The organism is Asticcacaulis sp. AND118 (genome assembly GCF_020535245.1).
Classification (GTDB): domain Bacteria; phylum Pseudomonadota; class Alphaproteobacteria; order Caulobacterales; family Caulobacteraceae; genus Asticcacaulis.
In genome coordinates this window covers 171,670-187,279 of sequence record NZ_CP084910.1, presented here as the reverse complement: position 1 = coordinate 187,279, position 15,610 = coordinate 171,670, and the positions used below count along the sequence as shown (strand labels likewise).

Here is a 15,610-nt window from a genome sequence, read left to right as displayed (position 1 = left end):
GATCTCCTCCCTGTGCCGAAGGCATGGGAAGGTGGCAGTACGCGAAGCGGACTGACGGAGGGGGCGGCGCGGAAGCTGACCAAGACCGCAGGAGTTTTGAAATGATGGAGTCATCCCCTCCGTCTTTTGCCTTCGGCAAAATCCACCTCCTCATCGCGGCGCGACAGTGAGGAGATTAGGCCCCGAAGGCGAACAGCCCGACCCCTTCGGACTTCAGCCACCGCCGCGCCGAGCGATAATCTCCGTACAGCCCTTCGACCTCTGCCCAGAAGCGGTCGGAATGGTCCGGATGTTTCAGATGCGCCGCCTCGTGCGCGCAGACATAGGCGAAGACCGGCTCCGGCGCGAGGATCAGCCGCCAGCTCAGGCGGATCGTTTTGCGGCCCGGCGTGCACGAGCCCCAGCGGCCCTTGGCGTCGAACAGCGATATTTTCACGCCCGTATAGCCCAGCTTCTGAGCATAGATTTCGGTATGGGCCTGAGCAAATTCCAGCGCCTGTCTGCGCAGGTAACGCTCGACGCGGCGGTGAAAGGCCTCGCCGTCTCCACCCGCCGTCAGCACGCCGCCGGACATACGCGCCGCCGCGGCATTGCCCGAATGGACGAGGCGCAGTTGCGCGCCGAGATAGGGAATATCGCTGTCGGGCGTGAAGAGGATATTGTCAGGTCGCGCCGCCTGATGCTCGGCGATCCACTGCGCGCGGCTGAGGGCGAAGTCCACCGCCTGCGCCAGATCGCGCGGACGCGGCGCGGTGACAACGGCTTCGCCCGTCTTGTTATCGAGGCGCAGCGAGATGCGGCGCGCGCGGGCATTGACCTTCAACCGCAGCAGAAAGTCGCCGCAATCGATGACCTGACCCGGTTCATAGACCGGTTTTGCCCGCTTCAGCCCCAACACGTCAGAGAGCGGCCTCGGTGCGGGCGATGAAGTCGCGGATGCGCGGATAGATTTCCTGACGGAAGCGGCGGCCGTTGAACACGCCGTAGTGGCCGGCGCCCGGCTGTACGTACAGTTCGCGCATGTTTTCCGGGATGTTTTTGCACATTTCATGGGCGGCCTGGGTCTGGCCTACGCCGGAAATATCGTCCTTCTCGCCTTCGACGGTCATCAGGGCGACGTCGGTAACCGCATCGAGCTTCACCGGGCGGCCATGATGGATCAACTCACCCTTGGGCAGGGCGAATTTCTGGAACACCAGATCGATGGTCTGAAGGTAGAATTCCTCGGTCAGGTCGAGCACCGAGAGGTACTCGTCGTAGAATTCGAGGTGCTTTTCGATGCCGTCGCCATCGTCGTCGACCAGCGAGTTGAAATAGGCCCAGTGGGCGTCCTTGTGGCGCTCTTCGTTCATGCTCATGAACGAATAGAGCTGCACGAAGCCCGGATAGACGCGGCGGCCCGTGCCCGGATAGGGCGGCGGCACCGTATGGACCATGTTCGACTTGAACCAGGTGAAGGGCTTTTCCTGCGCCAGATCGTTGGTCACGGTCGGATTATAGCGGGCGTCGATGGGCGAGCCCATGAAGGTCATCGAGGCCGGACGCAGCGGGTCTTTATCCTCGGACATCAGGCAGGCCGCAGCCAGCACCGGCGGCCCCGGCTGACAGACGGCGACGACGTGAGCCCGCGCGCCGATGGCCCTCAGCATGTCGCGCACGTGGTCGATGAAGCTGTAGAAGTCGAAGCGGCCTTCCAGCACCGGCACCTGACGCGCATTGACCCAGTCGGTGACATAGACGTCGTGGTCGAGCAGGAATTCCTGCACCGTGCCGCGCAGCAGGGTCGCATAGTGGCCGGACAAAGGCGCGACGACCAGCACGGCGGGCGCGGGCTTCTTCACCCCGGCGCGGCGCAGGTCGGTCGGGTCACGCTGAAAACGGACCAGCCTGCACCACGGCGAAGACCAGTCCTCGACCATCTGAATGCGCACGGGCGTGCCGTTGATTTCGACCGTGTCGAGACGCCAGTCGGGCTTGCCGTAACGGCGGGTGACGGTGCTGAACAACTCGGCCGAGGCGTACATCTTGCGCCCGAACTCGGTCTCGGCGATCGGGTTGGCCTTGTTGCCCCAGAAGTCGCGGCTGGCTTGCGCCACGGCGCGCCAGGGTCCGGCGGAATAGTAGGCCAACTCATGCAGCAGATACAGCATCGCACACTCACATCGTCTCTCTGAGGGACAAGCCTAACATAAGGATGCTGCCAATAGGTTACGAGTCTGGATTTCGCATCTGCGAAACAAAAAGGCGTGAAGCCGGGCGACACGATGTCAGCCGTGGCCTTTTACGCGGGGCGGTCCGGCGCTATGAAAGGCGATAAACGGAGAGAAGCGATGACGGAAGCGGCGGCGAACCCCAAGGTGGATGCGTTCATGGAGCGGGCAGACCGCTGGCGGGCCGAGTTCGAGGCGCTGCGGGCGATCCTGCGTCAGACCCCGCTGAGCGAGGTATTGAAGTGGGGGCAGCCGTGCTATGCGCTGAACGGGTCGAATGTGGTGCTGATGCACGGCTTCAAGGACTATTGCGCCCTGCTGTTCCTGAAGGGCGCGCTGATGCTCGATCCGAAAGGTATCCTGATCCAGCAGACCGAGAATGTGCAGTCGGCGCGGCAGATCCGCTTCACGGCTCTGGATCAGATCACCGACAGGGCGGCGACGCTGAAGGCCTATGTCGATGCCGCGATTGCGGTCGAAAAGGCCGGTCTGAAGGTCGATTTCAGGAAGACGACCGAATTTTCCATGCCGGAGGAATTCCGGGTGCGGCTGGAGGAAGATGCGGCGCTGAAAGAGGCCTTCGAGGGCCTGACACCGGGGCGGCAGCGCGCCTATCTGCTGCATTTTTCATCGGCCAAGCAGTCTAAGACGCGGGAGGCGCGGGTCGAAAAGTGTATTCCTCAGATCATGGACGGCCTAGGTCTGGACGACTAGAGCGGAATGACTTTAGATAGAATCGTCATTGCACTCTAGTCGTTTGTTTTGTCGCGATATGACTGCCGAAACGAAGTTCGACGCAGTCAAAACCGCTTACACTTTTCGGCATATCGCTCTAAAACTCTTTCATCGCCTGCCTGATCACGTCGGCGGCCTTTTCGGGCGGCAGACCGTGAGTCAGGGGGGCGGCAAATTCACCACGCGGGTTCATCAGATAGACGACCGAAGTGTGGTTCATGGTGTAGTCCGCGCCTTCGCCTACCTTTTCATAGGTGGCGCGGTAGGTGCGCGCGGCGGCGGAAACCTGCTCCGGCGTGCCGGTCAGGCCGATGACACCCTTGGGAAAGCCGCCCGATTCCAGATAGGCTTTCATCGCTTCGGGCGTGTCGCGTTCCGGATCGACGGTGATGAAGACGAATTGCAGCTTGTTGGCGTCCTTGCCCAGCTTTTGGCGCGTCTGATCGAGCGATTGCAGGGTCAGCGGGCAGATGTCGGGGCAGTAGGTGAAGCCGAAGAAGACGGCGGTCCATTTGCCTTTCAGGATTTCCTGCGTTTGCGGCTGGCCGTACTGATCCGTCAGGGCGAAGGGCCCGCCGATGCGGACGGCGGAATCGATGGCGCGGCTCGTCACCGGCTTCTGACCCAGCAGCGTGCCCCACATGCCGACGACCAGTGCGCCGAGCCCGATCACCAGTACCGCGATAATTGTCAGCCGTGTGCGATTCATCTTATGCTTTTTCCTTCTGGTCCAGATGCGCAAATGTGTCACATGGTCATGTGACGCGAAGGCGCATAAAGGGGCCATACCCGCAAGCTCTATAGGCGAACCCGCAACGTGCGCCAACGGATTATCAGCTTCCTGTCCTCCTTCACCGCGCCTCCGGCCGCGGCAAAAGATCGCACGCCCTTTTCCTGGGCCGATTTTTCGCCGGCGCCGCTGTCGCACGGGGCCGACGGTCTGAGGCTGAGAACTCTGGTCGGTCTGCGCTGGCTGGCCATACTGGGCCAAAGCCTGATGATCGGGGTGGTGGCGCTGGGCTTCGGTCATGAGCTGAATCTGTGGCCGTGTCTGGCCATGATCGCCGCCAGCCTGTGGCTCAACCTGCTCCTGATGTTCAACGACCGGCGGCAACGCCTCGACGACTGGGACGCGGCGTTGCAACTGAGCTTCGACTGCGTGCAGTTGTCGGCGCTGCTGGCGGTGACGGGCGGGCTGGACAACCCTTTCTGCCTGATGCTGATTGCGCCGTCGACCGTAGCGGCGGCCAATTTGCCGACGCGTTACGGCTTCGGCGTGGTGGCGGTGGCGGTGCTCTCGACCTGCGCCATGGCCTTCTGGTCTCTGCCCCTGCCGTGGCCGGAAGGACAGGCGTTTCAGTTGCCGCAAATTTACCGTCTCGGTTTTCTGGCGGCGATCATCATCGGCATCCTCTTCACCGCCGGCTATACGTGGCAGGCGGCGCTGGAATCCAAGCGCATGTCGCAGGCGCTGTCGGCGACGCAGGCCGTGCTGGAAAAGGAACACCGCCTGTCGGCCCTGGGTGGGCTGGCGGCGGCGGCGGCGCACGAACTGGGCACGCCGCTGGGGACGATTCAGGTCGTGGCGCGCGAAATGCTGCGCGGGATGACGCCCGGCACGCCGCTTTATGAGGACGCCGAATTGCTGGTGTCGCAGAGCCAGCGCTGCCGCGACATCCTCAAAAATCTCGCCCGACGTCCGGAAACCCGCGATCAGGTCCACGATCAGTTGCCCCTGCGCATCTTCTTCGAGGAAGCGGTGCAGCCCTTCCGCAACGAGGGCAAGGCCATCCATATCGAAATCGTCATGGACGAGGCTCCGGAAGGCGAAGACCCCGGTCAGTTCGTCTCCATCAAGCGCCGTCCGGAATGGCTGCACGCGCTGGGGGCCTTTGTCGAAAATGCCGTGGACTTCGCCCGCACCGCCGTCTGGGTGCGTGTGCGCATCCGCAAGGCCTATGTCAGCCTGTCGATCGAAGATGACGGTCCGGGCTTTTCGCCGGACATACTGTCGCGCGTCGGCGATCCGTATATTTCGACGCGCGGGCACGACTCGCGCCCGGAAACCTCGATGCACGGCGGGATGGGGCTGGGCTTCTTTATCGCCAAGACCTTGCTGGAGCATACCGGCGCCAGTGTGTCCTACGGCAACCGCGATGTCGGAGGGGCCTATGTCCGCGCCCTGTGGCGGCGCGATCAGATCGATGTGCTGGTGTCCAACGAATTCAGCGGCGACATCGCGCCGCTTTCACGAGATTAGACTTTTATTTGTCGCGCATTTACTTCCAAAAACCGCTTCACACGTTTTGGAATGCGCTTGTTTGTAAAGGAGCTTGTTATGGACGACGTGAAAACCGCCATCGAGCAGAAGATCGCCGAACTGACCGACCGCACCCTGTTGCTGCTGGACGATGACGCGCCGTTCCGTCAGCGTCTGGCCCGCGCGCTGGAGTCGCGCGGCTTCACCGTGACGGCGGTGGAAAGCGTCGCCGAAGCGCTCAAGGCCATCGAGGCCAATCCCCCGGCCTTCGGGGTGATGGATATGCGCCTGGAAGACGGCAACGGTTTGAAGGCCGTCGAGGCTCTGCACCACAAACGCCCGGACGCCCGCGCCATCATGCTGACCGGCTACGGCAATATCGCCACGGCGGTAGCGGCGGTGAAGTCAGGCGCGGTCGATTACCTGTCCAAGCCCGCCGACGCCGATGATGTGGTCAAGGCGTTGCTGGCGGTCGAAGACCATACGCCGGCCCCGCCGGAGAATCCGATGTCGGCCGACCGCGTGCGTTGGGAACACATCCAGCGCGTCTATGCGCTGTGTAATCACAATGTCTCGGAAACCGCGCGCCGGCTGAATATGCACCGCCGGACGTTGCAGCGTATCTTGGCGAAAAAAGCGCCTAAGTAGATTTAGCCACGAACGGCACGAACTATACGAACGGACGTGATGCGAAGCATCACGCCTATAGAACAATGCGTTCGATCTGTGCTTTCGGGTGAGTGCCAAAATTAACCAAGAGACCAAGCTTCAGCCCCGTAGCCTTAAGATAATTCATTAATTGCGCTCTATGAATATCAGCAAGGCTTTGAGTGACTTTTAGTTCGATGATTATGCTGTCGTAGCAGACAAAATCTGCAAGATATATTTGATCAAGCGCAAAACCCTTATAGCTCAGATTCAAAGATTTCTGAGCTACATGAGGAATGCCTCTGATCCTAAATTCGTGCGTCAGGCATTCCTGATATACAGCCTCAAGAAAGCCAGCGCCCATTTCTTTGTTCACTTCAAAAATAGCGCCTTGAATGGCGTAAGATTCATTTTTGAACAGAATGTCGGTCATGAATATTGTTCGTGTGGTTTGTGCCGTTCGTGGTTAAAACCTACTCATCCGCGATGATGATGTCCGGATTTTCCGGCAGAACGAACTCGAACAGGCCCATGTCCAGCGCCTTTTGCGGGCGGTAGGCCATCAGCGGCGCATGGGCCAGGGCCTGCACCTCTTCCGGCGTCAGCGGCACGTCCAGTTCCTTCTTGCGCACGGCGCGGGCCTGAAGGTGCGGGGTAATCCCGGTCGAGGGCTTCGGAGCGCTGCGCACCGCGCCGATCTTCCAGTAGCTGAGGCACAGCTTCCATTGCGCCGCCGGCGCTGCCTCGGCCTTGGGCCAGCGGCGGCCGTCCTGCATCTGCGTTTCCACGCGGCGCGGTTTCTGCGTGCGCTCGAAGGTGCAGATCAGGGTCGCGAACGGCTCGGTCAGCAGATTTTCGTATTGGGCGCGCGCCGCCTCTTCACTGGGGAAGCCCGGATCAAGCGTTTCGCGCACAAAGGTCACATCCTTACCGCAGGCATCCTTCGCCGCCCGCTCGCGCTCGGCAGACGACATGACGCCTTCGCCCCAGTTGAGGACAATGTCGAGCGCGTTGTGCGCGACAGGATAGGCAATGGCCGGCATGATCCCATCCTATAGGTTGACGCGTCTTAACAAAAGCCTGACCGGAACAAAAAGAATACACAGGCTTTTGACAGGCGTGCATTATTTTGGTATTTGCCAAAATAACGAATTAAAGCGTAACAAGCAGAAATTCAGGTGCGTCATGTCGGAAGTCTACAAATCCCTTAGCGATCCCACGCGGCGGCAGATCCTCGAAATGCTGCGAGAGCGCGAAATGAGCGCGGGCGACATCGCCGACAAGGTCAGCGTCTCCAAGCCGACCCTGTCGGGGCATCTGGCGACGCTCAAAGCGGCCGGACTGGTCGACGTGACGCGCCACGGCACCACTTTGATCTATCGGTTGAATCTGTCGGTGCTTGAAGAGGCAGTGATGTCGCTGATGAGCGCCTTTCGCATCGGGCAGGACGCCCCGCAACCCGCAGCCCGCATCACGGAGGACAAGGCATGAAGTGGCCCGTTTCCAAGACGTTCAGTGTGTTGATGATTGCCGCGACGACCGGCCTGAGCCTGTGGGCGCGACCGCAGATTCCGGAGGGGCCGATGGGCACACACTTCGACCTTTCGGGCGCCGCCAACGGCTTTATGCCGCGGGATACAGCCCTGATGGTCATGCCGCTGACACTGGCCGCCATCACCCTTCTGCTGTGGGTTCTGCCCTATATGCAGCCTAAATCGGGCAAGCTGGAACGCTCCGCTTCGGTCTATGCCGTAAGCTGGATAGGGGTGGTCGCCTTTCTGGGATTCGGACATCTGTTTATCGTTGGCCACGCCCTCGGCTGGGTCTTGTCGGCGCAGCCCCTGCTGCTGGGGCCGGGCGTACTGTTTATCCTGATTGGCAATTTCATGCCCAAGGCCCAACGTAACTATCTGGTGGGGGTGCGCACGCCCTGGACCCTTTCGGATGAGCGGGTTTGGCACAAGACGCACCGGCTGGCTGGGCCGGTCATGATGCTGGCGGGGTTGATCATGCTTGGCGGGGCGTTGCTCCTCCCGCCGGTCTATCTGCATTGGGTGTTTGTGAGCGCCGGTCTTGGATCGGCCCTGATCGTGGTCGTGGCGTCCTATTTCTATGCGCGGGCGCTTAAATTAACTTGACTCGAAGTTGCCGTATTTCATTTGGGAGGCGAATCGGTTTGCATTAGTATGGGCGTTTAAGTGATTCGTCCCGGGCCGCTGCATGACCGTTGCCACCATTGCCTTTGCCGCCGCTGCCGGCGCGACAGCGCTGGCGCTTTCGACCACGGTTCTGGCCTGGCGCCTGAGAGCGCGTCTGACGAAACTGAGTCAGGGTTACAAATCCCGCATAGATGTTCAGCACACCGTACTGGGCGAACTGGACGCCGCGACCCTGGCCTTCGACGAGGCGTTCGTGGCCATCGAGGGCGAGACGGTACGCCTCGTTTGGGGCGACGAAACGCTCAAGACGGTGGCAGACGCCTTCCGCATTCCTTTTTCCGATGAGGTCGCGCCGCGCGTCATCGAAGGGCTGGCCGGTTCCTCGAAAGAGGCCGCCGACGCGCTGAAACGCCTGATTTCCGAAGGCCGCCCCTGTCGATTCGAAGTCTTCACCGAAGCCCCGCGTAGCCTTGTCGGCGCCCGCACCTCCGGCCTGACCCTGCTGGTCGAAGGCCGCGCCACCGGGGCCACCGCCTGGGTGCGTCTGGCCATTGCCAGCGAGCATACCTCCCTGTCGTCGGGGCCGTTCGCGCGCATGGCCGACCTGATCCCGGCCCCGTGCTGGGTGGTGCGCGACGGGCAACTCGTCTGGGCCAATGAGGCGTGGCTGAAAGCTGTCGAGGCCGACAGCGTCGAACAGGCGCGCGCCGAACACCGCGGGCTCGACCGTTCGGCCGACGCGCTGGTGGTTGAGGCCGCCGAACAGCACGTGCGCCGCGAAGGCTTCCGCTGGCTAACCATTCACGGTCAGCGCCGGGCCTTTCAGGTTATCGCCGAGCCCCTGGGCGACGCCTATGTCTGCGCCTATGCCGTCGACGTCACCGAATCCGAAGAAAGCCGCGAAGCGCTCAAGCGCCACGCCAAGGCGCACGACGACACCCTGGACCGGCTCGAAGACGCCGTGGCCATTTTCGGTCCTGAAAAGCGCCTGACCTTCCATAACCGCGCGTTTGAAACCCTGTGGGATCTGGAGCCGGCATGGCTGGCCGAGCGCCCGACGCATGGCGAACTGCTTGATCGTCTGCGTCAGAAACGCAAGCTGCCGGAAACCTCCGATTTCGCCACGTGGAAGGCGCAGGAACTGGAATTCTACGGCCTGAGCGAGGCCGCACCGGACGAGATGTGGTCGCTGCCCAACGGGCGTTCCCTGCGCGTGGTGCGTCAGCCGCATCCGCTGGGCGGGTTGTTGCTGCTGTTCTCGGACAAGACCGGCGAACTGACGCTCAAGGCGCAGTTCAATTCGCTGATTCAGGTGCAGCGCGCCACACTGGATCAATTGACCGACGCCGTGTCGGTGTTCGGCTCCGACGGGCGGCTGCGGTTGCGCAATGCCGCCTTCGACGCCTTCTGGAAGCTGGGGCCGGACGAACTGGCGCTCAATTCCGATTTCGGTCAATTGACCTCGCTGTGCCTGCCGCTGGTCCACGATCGCGGCTTCTGGTCCGAGTTGAAGGCGCGGGTGACCGACATCGATCCGCTGGCCCGCGCGCCGCAGACGGGTGAGGTGCGCACCTCCGACGGTCGGCTGGCGCAATGGCGCACCCAACCCCTGCCGGACGGCGCAACCCTGGTGGCGTTCAGCGACATTACCGATCGACGCGCTCTGGAAGAGGCCATCGAACAGCGCGACGTGGCTCTGTCGGAATCGGTGCGGCTGAAGCGGGACTTCGTGGCCAATGTGTCCTACGAACTGCGCACACCGCTGACCACCATCGTCGGCTACGCCGATCTGTTGCAGCGTCAGGCCAATGCCACCGAAGCCGATCCGGCGGAAATCCGCCGCCGCGGCTTCCTCAACGCGATTCAGGCGGCATCTCAGGAACTGGCGCGCTCGATCGATGACGTGCTCGACATGGCGCAGATCGATGCCGGTGAAATGTCGGTGACGCCGTCGGACTTCAACCTGTCGCGCATGGTTGCGGCCGCGCTGGGTCGTCAGGCCGACACGCTGAGCGCCAAAGGCATCCGCTTCGACTATCAGGGGCTCGACACCCGCGCCCTGATCCGCGCCGATCAGCCGCGTCTGGGGCAGGTGCTGGATCATCTGCTGGACTATGCCCTGCGCAACGCGGCGCAGGAGGGGCAGATCACCATCCGCAGCCGCAAGGAAGGCGACACCCTGACGCTGGAGATCGGCTATACGGGCCGAGGCATCCCCTACCATACGCAGGCGCATATTTTCGACCGCTTCGTCGGGCGTGAGCGCGGCGGGCCGGGCCTCGGTCTGGCGCTGGTCAAGGCGCTGGTGGAACTGCACGAGGGCTGGATCACACTGGAGTCTGAGCCGCAGAGCGGGGCGACCTTCGCCATCCACCTGCCGCATCAGATGGGCGTGGGGTTCGAGACCGGTGAGGCCGGCGGGACGCCCGAAGTCCCTGCCGCGCCCGTGGTGGAGGCGACCCCGGAACCGCCGGCTGAGGCTGCGCCAACGCCCCCTGCGGCATCGGCTCCGGTAGAAGATATTCCCGAAGAGATGAAGGCGCTGGGCCTGACGGCAGAGACGCTGGCGCAGGCCCGTCGTATTTTAGGGATGGCGTGATCAAACCCCTCCCTTGAAATCAGGAAGGAAGTCTCAGCGCAACTCTTTGCGGATCACCAGCTTCAAACCCGACCACACGTCACTGACGGCGCAGACCTTCACATCGACAAAGCCCAGCGGCAGACAGACCTCGCGGATGACGTCTTCGGTAATATCGGTGAGCATTTTTGAGGCCTTCTTGGGCCACGACACCCAGACCATACCCTCCGGTCTCAGAACGCTGCGCCAATCCGCCAATGCCGTTTCCAGAACCGCGCGCTCGGTAGTAAAAATGTGCACCAGTTCAGGATCATCGACCCCGAATACGACGCCATCCGGCAAGGGTTCCAGCCAACCGGCATAGTCTTCCGGCGCATCGATCACGGCTGCCCACATCCCCGGCTTGTAGCCGAGTTTCTTGGCCAGAGGTGTGCCTGAATAACCCGTGGTCATTTCGAAATCTTCCGGGTGAAGATACGGCCTTCTCTTTCACCGGCTTTTCGTAAACTGATCACAGGTCCATTCAGGGATGATACGGCGCAAGGCATTAAGGTTTCGCCGTTGTCTGTTGAGTCCATTTGTAATCGCGTACAGTCGGGCTCTTCGTAAAGGATCATCCAACGATACTGCGTTTTAACGCCCTTATCTTCGAGCACCGCTGTTCCGTTGGCGCGGAGGATTAGCGTCGCGTTGTCTTTTGACGTCTTATATTCACCCGGCAAGTTTCTGATGTCGGCAGCACATGAGGTGGAAAGGCACGACAACATCGCCACTCCCACGAGCGCCGCAATTTTTCTCATAACTCCCCCCAAACAAAAACCGGGACCATCAGGCCCCGGCTTTTTTAGAATTGCAAACGATACCCACCGGCATCGGTCATCAGCAGGCGCGCATTGGCCGGATCGGGTTCGATCTTCTGACGCAGGCGATAGACGTGGGTTTCCAGCGTGTGCGTGGTCACCCCGGCATTGTAGCCCCACACCTCTGTCAACAGCTCCTCGCGCGAGATCGGCTTGCCGCCAGCGCGATAGAGGTATTTGAGGATGTTGGTTTCCTTTTCGGTCAGGCGAATCTTCTTCTGCACCTGATCGATCAGCAGCTTCAGTGCCGGTTTGAATTCGTAAGGCCCGATGCGGAACGTGGCATCCTCTGATGTTTCGTGGCTGCGGACCTGAGCGCGGATGCGCGCCAGTAGCACGGCGAAACGGAAGGGCTTGGTGACGTAGTCGTTGGCGCCCGCATCCAGCCCCAGAATCTGATCGGAATCAGAGGCGGCACCGGTCAGCATAATCACCGGCGTGGTCAGGCCGGATTTACGCAGCAGACGGCAGGCTTCGCGCCCGTCCATGTCCGGCAGATCGACATCGAGAAGAATCAGGTCGGCATTAATGCTCTTGCCAAGGCGAATGCCTTCGGTGCCGTTCGACGCCTGAGTGACCTTGAATTCTTCGTGCAGTTCGAGCTGCTCGGCCAGGGCTTCGCGCAGTTCGTCATCGTCATCAACGATCAGCAGGGTTTTTTGTTGCACCATAATCCTGTAGCGTTGTGGGTGTTTTTTGCAGTTTAGGGTGTAAACCGGCCTATGGTCAAAATTTTTACCGCATACGCCGAGGGTTTTCTAGTCTTAAACTCAGATAGGGTGCGTTGCGCGCTGGGTAAAGGGGGCGTCGTTCCGGCGGCTGATAAAAGAGAGGGCGATCTGCGCTCTCCGCTGGGGATGTGGCCGGTGCGTTATGTCTGGTATCGCCCCGATCGCCTGCCGGTGCCGCAGACCGTTTTGCCGGTGAAGGCCCTGTCGCCCGATGACGGCTGGTGCGACGATGCAGGCAGCGACCTGTACAATCTGCCGGTCAAGCTGCCGTTCGAGAGTTCGCACGAGAAGCTGTGGCGCGAAGACTCTGTCTACGACCTGATCGTGGTGTTGGGGCACAATGACGATCCGCCGATAAAAGGGCTGGGGTCGGCCATCTTCCTGCATCTGGCGCGCGAGGATTATTCGGGTACGGAAGGGTGCGCGGCCCTGTCTCAGGCGCATTTGCTGGAACTGCTGAAGACGGCGGATGCCGAAACCTATGTGGAGATAAGCACTTGATTATACCTCCCTGCCTTCGGTGGGGAGGGGGACCGCGCCCAGAGGGCGTGGTGGTGGGGTGTCTTACGGAGTTTCAGCGGCCAAGGTTGCACCCCCACCACCACATCTCGCCATTACATGGCTCGTGCGGTCCCCCTCCCCGGCATAGCCCGGGAGGTATAAGATTTACCGTGATCCGAAAATCGCCGTGCCCACGCGGATTTCGTTGGAGCCAAAGCGCAAAGCGGTCTCGAAATCGTCGCTCATGCCCATGCTGAGATGCCCGACGCCATTCCGCTCAGCAATCTTGCGCAGCAGGGCGAAATAGGGCCCGCGCGGACCGTCGACCGGCGGAATGCACATCAAACCCTGCGGCTCCAGCCCATAGCCCCGCACGGCTGCGATGAACGCGTCGGCTTCGGCCGGCAAAATCCCGGCCTTTTGCGGCTCTTCGCCGATATTGACCTGAATATAGATCTGCGGCGCGCGGCCCTGCTTACGGGCCTCATCGGCAATAACGCGAGCGATCTTGTCGCGATCGACGCTTTCGATGATGTCGAAGAGGGCCACGGCATCGGCAGCTTTGTTGCTCTGGAGCGGGCCGATCAGGCACAGGGTCAGGTCCGGATATTGATCTTTTACCGGCCCCCAGCGTTCCATCGCCTCCTGCACGCGGTTCTCGCCAAATCGCCGATGGCCAGCCTCCAGCACCGGGCGTATAACCTCCCAGGGCTGATTTTTGGACACGGCGGTCAGCAGGGCGGCATTTTCCGCGCGGCCAGACAGTTTCAACGTCTTGTGCAGGCCTTTGAGGACGCGCGCGTAATTTTCCGCCGAAGGTGAAGATGACATACCGAACCCGCTACGCCTTTTTGATGAACCGGGCCAGAGACATAGCCCGCCACGCGCATATGTCCAGCCCCAAGACAAAGGACCTGCCGCCGCTGTTCTTCTTCACCGACCCGCAACGCACCCCGCACCCGGAGGAAATCGTCGCGCATCTGCCCGGTGGAGCGGGCGTCATCTACCGGCATTTCGGCGACCGCCATGCCGAAGCCCATGCGCGCGTGCTCAGAACGCTATGTACGGACAACGGTTTGAAGCTGTTGATCGGCAATGACGCGGCTCTGGCCGAAGAGGTCGGAGCCGATGGCGTGCATCTGCCCGGACACCGCCTGCCCGTTGCGCCGGAACTGCGCGACCGTCATGCGGACTGGCTGATCACCGGGGCCTGCCACGGCTGCGAGACGCTGGATCTGTCGGAGGTCACGGCGTTGGACGGCATCTTCATTTCGCCGGTCTTCCCCAGCCAGAGCCCATCGGCCAAAGACGCTCTTCCGTTGGGCTTAGCGGGCATACAGGCCTTCTGCGACCTCAGCCCCGTGCCAGTACTGGGCCTTGGCGGTATCGGCGCGGACAATGCCGAACAGCTCACGCACTCAGGCCTCGCCGGATTCGGCGCGATCGAAGCGTTTCATCTATAGTAGAAATTTAGAATTTAAAGGTCGTTTCCAGGCGCACGCGCGGCTGGTCCTTTTCAACCGCCGGATCGCGCGGTTGCAGCGACTTGGTCTTTTCGCCGAAGCCGACCGTGCCGCCGACACGGACCGAGGGCGAAATCTTGTAAAAGGCCCCGGCATCGACATCGTTCCAGCCAGACGGACGGGCCTCGTCCTGATTGAGGTCGAGCTTCAAACCCCAGCGGCCTTTGACCGACCACTGATAGATTTTCGATTGCTGGCGATTGGCGCCATTGGCTTCGGTCGAAACCGTGCTGAGGCTGAGCGGCGCGGTTGACTCGGTGGCCTTGGCCTTGCCGGTCTGGGTATTGAGCGCATAGGCCGGCGCAGAGGCGATCAACGCCACGGCCAGAACCGATACTCCTGCTGCAACAACCCGCTTCATAACTCTGCCACTCAGATGATCAGGCCCGAAAGCCCAGCCACGTCCACTTTGCGGACACGCCATATATGGGAAGGATGACGGATTTATGTAACCGTCGCACGCCCCGCAATCGCTTGCCCAACTCTATTCTGCACCCTGATTTGGGCACGGATATGTTACAAACCGCTTAAAAGGCCCGACAAATGAAATCAATAGTGATCAGCGTTATTTGGCGATGCCGTCAAATTCGCTCAAAAGATGTGATGAAATAGCCACGCCCCATATTACCGGTTCAGATTACCAAGCTTTCGCGTCTTTGCCGCACAAGGGCCGCGATTGGATGCCAGCTTGCCGAGGATTTCGACCGGAACCCCAGCCAAGCGGGACGTTGCGGCATGTTCATGGCCGGGGCCGGGGGTACAAGGAAACGCTTGTCATACCCCCGTTTGCTCATGCTATAGAGCGGTTAACAGGCCAGACGTCCGTCTTCCTCACGCGGAGGCGGAGTTTCGGGACAGAATGCGGAGTGGACGACACACTATGAAGACGATCAAGAAGGCGGCTCTGATTACCCTTGCCGCGGCGCTGTCTCTGAGCCTGACGGGCTGCCTGAGCTTCGGCAACAAGGACGAGACCACCATCGACGCCAAGGCCGAGAAGCGCGGCTTCTTGGGTCTGGGCGGCGCCAAGCCGATCAGCGAGCAGGAAAACGCCACCATCGGCGTCAACGCCTATCTGTGGCGCGCCTCGCTCGACACCATCTCCTTCATGCCGCTGGCCTCGGCCGATCCCTGGGGCGGCATCATCGTCACCGACTGGTATGCCAACCCGGAAAAGCCGGACGAGCGTTTCAAGGCCACCGTCTACATCCTCGATACCCGTCTACGCGCCGACGCCCTGAACGTGTCGCTGTACAAACAGGTCAATTCGGGTGGTCAGTGGGTGGACGCCGCCGTGTCGGCTCAGACCCAGATCGACGTCGAAAACGCCATCCTGACGCGCGCGCGTCAACTGCGTCTGTCGAACGTGAAGTAAGCCCCTTCACAGACTGCAAAATTAAGGGCG

Annotated in this window: 19 protein-coding genes; 9 read left to right on the top strand and 10 right to left on the bottom strand. The window is 61.3% G+C overall.

What is annotated here, in order from left to right; translation table 11 throughout:
* Positions 1-175: 175 nt before the first annotated feature.
* Complete coding sequence (locus LH365_RS00850; RefSeq protein WP_226744335.1) at positions 176-898, bottom strand: M48 family metallopeptidase; 723 nt, start codon at positions 896-898, stop codon at positions 176-178.
* 1 nt (position 899) lies between these two features.
* Complete coding sequence (locus LH365_RS00845; RefSeq protein ID WP_226744334.1) at positions 900-2,150, bottom strand: polyhydroxyalkanoate depolymerase; 1,251 nt, start codon at positions 2,148-2,150, stop codon at positions 900-902.
* Positions 2,151-2,330: 180 nt separating this feature from the next.
* On the opposite strand from LH365_RS00845, the gene LH365_RS00840 reads away from it, so the two are divergent.
* Positions 2,331-2,924 (top strand): YdeI family protein, encoded by a 594-nt coding sequence (locus LH365_RS00840; protein ID WP_226744333.1) that lies wholly within the window; start codon positions 2,331-2,333, stop codon positions 2,922-2,924.
* A 118-nt stretch (positions 2,925-3,042) separates the two neighbouring features.
* On the opposite strand, the gene LH365_RS00835 is transcribed toward LH365_RS00840, so the two are convergent.
* The gene (locus LH365_RS00835; protein ID WP_226744332.1) at positions 3,043-3,654 is read right to left on the bottom strand and encodes an SCO family protein; all 612 of its coding nucleotides are present in this window, start codon (positions 3,652-3,654) and stop codon (positions 3,043-3,045) included.
* A 108-nt stretch (positions 3,655-3,762) separates the two neighbouring features.
* Here LH365_RS00835 and LH365_RS00830 point away from each other — a divergent pair, with 108 nt between their 5' ends.
* Entirely contained in the window at positions 3,763-5,205 is a 1,443-nt protein-coding gene (locus tag LH365_RS00830) for an ActS/PrrB/RegB family redox-sensitive histidine kinase (RefSeq protein WP_226744331.1), read from the top strand.
* A 78-nt stretch (positions 5,206-5,283) separates the two neighbouring features.
* A complete protein-coding gene (locus LH365_RS00825; RefSeq protein WP_226744330.1) occupies positions 5,284-5,853 on the top strand; it encodes an ActR/PrrA/RegA family redox response regulator transcription factor in 570 nt (189 codons plus the stop codon).
* A gap of 55 nt (positions 5,854-5,908) precedes the next feature.
* Here the strand turns inward: LH365_RS00825 and LH365_RS00820 are convergent, their stop codons facing one another.
* Positions 5,909-6,286, bottom strand: a complete 378-nt coding sequence (locus LH365_RS00820) for a GxxExxY protein (protein WP_226744329.1) — start codon at positions 6,284-6,286, stop codon at positions 5,909-5,911.
* 40 nt (positions 6,287-6,326) lie between these two features.
* A complete protein-coding gene (locus tag LH365_RS00815) occupies positions 6,327-6,896 on the bottom strand; it encodes a hypothetical protein (protein WP_226744328.1) in 570 nt (189 codons plus the stop codon).
* Positions 6,897-7,038: 142 nt separating this feature from the next.
* On the opposite strand from LH365_RS00815, the gene LH365_RS00810 reads away from it, so the two are divergent.
* The 3 genes from LH365_RS00810 (at position 7,039) to LH365_RS00800 (ending at position 10,611) form a co-directional block, all read left to right on the top strand.
* On the top strand, positions 7,039-7,344 hold the full coding sequence (locus LH365_RS00810; RefSeq protein WP_226744327.1) for an autorepressor SdpR family transcription factor: 306 nt from the start codon (positions 7,039-7,041) through the stop codon (positions 7,342-7,344).
* Positions 7,341-7,991: an SdpI family protein gene (locus LH365_RS00805; protein ID WP_226744326.1), complete on the top strand. Its 651-nt coding sequence runs from the start codon at positions 7,341-7,343 to the stop codon at positions 7,989-7,991. Before LH365_RS00810 ends, LH365_RS00805 begins: the two co-directional genes overlap by 4 nt.
* 82 nt (positions 7,992-8,073) lie before the next feature.
* Positions 8,074-10,611 carry a PAS domain-containing sensor histidine kinase gene (locus LH365_RS00800; RefSeq protein ID WP_226744325.1) on the top strand — a complete coding sequence of 846 codons (2,538 nt, stop codon included), beginning with the start codon at positions 8,074-8,076 and terminating at the stop codon, positions 10,609-10,611.
* Between the two features lie 33 nt (positions 10,612-10,644).
* On the opposite strand, the gene LH365_RS00795 is transcribed toward LH365_RS00800, so the two are convergent.
* The 3 genes from LH365_RS00795 to LH365_RS00785 are packed head-to-tail and all read right to left on the bottom strand — an operon-like array spanning position 10,645 to position 12,121.
* Entirely contained in the window at positions 10,645-11,043 is a 399-nt protein-coding gene (locus LH365_RS00795) for a DUF3052 domain-containing protein (protein ID WP_226744324.1), read from the bottom strand.
* The gene (locus LH365_RS00790) at positions 11,040-11,390 is read right to left on the bottom strand and encodes a hypothetical protein (protein WP_226744323.1); all 351 of its coding nucleotides are present in this window, start codon (positions 11,388-11,390) and stop codon (positions 11,040-11,042) included. The genes LH365_RS00795 and LH365_RS00790 overlap by 4 nt, the downstream gene beginning before the upstream one ends.
* A 44-nt stretch (positions 11,391-11,434) precedes the next feature.
* On the bottom strand, positions 11,435-12,121 hold the full coding sequence (locus tag LH365_RS00785; RefSeq protein WP_226744322.1) for a response regulator transcription factor: 687 nt from the start codon (positions 12,119-12,121) through the stop codon (positions 11,435-11,437).
* A 51-nt stretch (positions 12,122-12,172) separates the two neighbouring features.
* Here LH365_RS00785 and LH365_RS00780 point away from each other — a divergent pair, with 51 nt between their 5' ends.
* Positions 12,173-12,682 (top strand): L,D-transpeptidase, encoded by a 510-nt coding sequence (locus LH365_RS00780; RefSeq protein WP_226744321.1) that lies wholly within the window; start codon positions 12,173-12,175, stop codon positions 12,680-12,682.
* A 165-nt stretch (positions 12,683-12,847) separates the two neighbouring features.
* Here the strand turns inward: LH365_RS00780 and LH365_RS00775 are convergent, their stop codons facing one another.
* Positions 12,848-13,513: a YggS family pyridoxal phosphate-dependent enzyme gene (locus tag LH365_RS00775; RefSeq protein WP_226744320.1), complete on the bottom strand. Its 666-nt coding sequence runs from the start codon at positions 13,511-13,513 to the stop codon at positions 12,848-12,850.
* Here LH365_RS00775 and LH365_RS00770 point away from each other — a divergent pair.
* Positions 13,507-14,145 carry a thiamine phosphate synthase gene (locus LH365_RS00770; protein ID WP_226744319.1) on the top strand — a complete coding sequence of 213 codons (639 nt, stop codon included), beginning with the start codon at positions 13,507-13,509 and terminating at the stop codon, positions 14,143-14,145. The two genes, LH365_RS00775 and LH365_RS00770, sit on opposite strands and share 7 nt — an antisense overlap.
* Before the next feature lie 7 nt (positions 14,146-14,152).
* Here LH365_RS00770 and LH365_RS00765 read toward each other — a convergent pair whose 3' ends face one another.
* Positions 14,153-14,566, bottom strand: coding sequence for an NtrZ family periplasmic regulatory protein (locus tag LH365_RS00765; RefSeq protein WP_226744318.1), 414 nt, complete (start codon positions 14,564-14,566; stop codon positions 14,153-14,155).
* A 519-nt stretch (positions 14,567-15,085) separates the two neighbouring features.
* Here LH365_RS00765 and LH365_RS00760 point away from each other — a divergent pair.
* Positions 15,086-15,580, top strand: a complete 495-nt coding sequence (locus LH365_RS00760) for a DUF3576 domain-containing protein (RefSeq protein ID WP_226744317.1) — start codon at positions 15,086-15,088, stop codon at positions 15,578-15,580.
* Positions 15,581-15,610: the final 30 nt, after the last annotated feature.

Coding starts and splice junctions, on each gene's coding strand:
- LH365_RS00845 (WP_226744334.1), bottom strand. CDS start 2,150: ATGCTGTATCTGCTGCATGAGTTGGCCTACTATTCCGCCGGACCCTGG.
- LH365_RS00815 (WP_226744328.1), bottom strand. CDS start 6,896: ATGCCGGCCATTGCCTATCCTGTCGCGCACAACGCGCTCGACATTGTC.
- LH365_RS00760 (WP_226744317.1), top strand. CDS start 15,086: ATGAAGACGATCAAGAAGGCGGCTCTGATTACCCTTGCCGCGGCGCTG.
- LH365_RS00790 (WP_226744323.1), bottom strand. CDS start 11,390: ATGAGAAAAATTGCGGCGCTCGTGGGAGTGGCGATGTTGTCGTGCCTT.
- LH365_RS00810 (WP_226744327.1), top strand. CDS start 7,039: ATGTCGGAAGTCTACAAATCCCTTAGCGATCCCACGCGGCGGCAGATC.
- LH365_RS00765 (WP_226744318.1), bottom strand. CDS start 14,566: ATGAAGCGGGTTGTTGCAGCAGGAGTATCGGTTCTGGCCGTGGCGTTG.
- LH365_RS00825 (WP_226744330.1), top strand. CDS start 5,284: ATGGACGACGTGAAAACCGCCATCGAGCAGAAGATCGCCGAACTGACC.
- LH365_RS00800 (WP_226744325.1), top strand. CDS start 8,074: ATGACCGTTGCCACCATTGCCTTTGCCGCCGCTGCCGGCGCGACAGCG.
- LH365_RS00780 (WP_226744321.1), top strand. CDS start 12,173: ATGGTCAAAATTTTTACCGCATACGCCGAGGGTTTTCTAGTCTTAAAC.
- LH365_RS00840 (WP_226744333.1), top strand. CDS start 2,331: ATGACGGAAGCGGCGGCGAACCCCAAGGTGGATGCGTTCATGGAGCGG.
- LH365_RS00805 (WP_226744326.1), top strand. CDS start 7,341: ATGAAGTGGCCCGTTTCCAAGACGTTCAGTGTGTTGATGATTGCCGCG.
- LH365_RS00785 (WP_226744322.1), bottom strand. CDS start 12,121: ATGGTGCAACAAAAAACCCTGCTGATCGTTGATGACGATGACGAACTG.
- LH365_RS00820 (WP_226744329.1), bottom strand. CDS start 6,286: ATGACCGACATTCTGTTCAAAAATGAATCTTACGCCATTCAAGGCGCT.
- LH365_RS00795 (WP_226744324.1), bottom strand. CDS start 11,043: ATGACCACGGGTTATTCAGGCACACCTCTGGCCAAGAAACTCGGCTAC.
- LH365_RS00775 (WP_226744320.1), bottom strand. CDS start 13,513: ATGTCATCTTCACCTTCGGCGGAAAATTACGCGCGCGTCCTCAAAGGC.
- LH365_RS00770 (WP_226744319.1), top strand. CDS start 13,507: ATGACATACCGAACCCGCTACGCCTTTTTGATGAACCGGGCCAGAGAC.
- LH365_RS00835 (WP_226744332.1), bottom strand. CDS start 3,654: ATGAATCGCACACGGCTGACAATTATCGCGGTACTGGTGATCGGGCTC.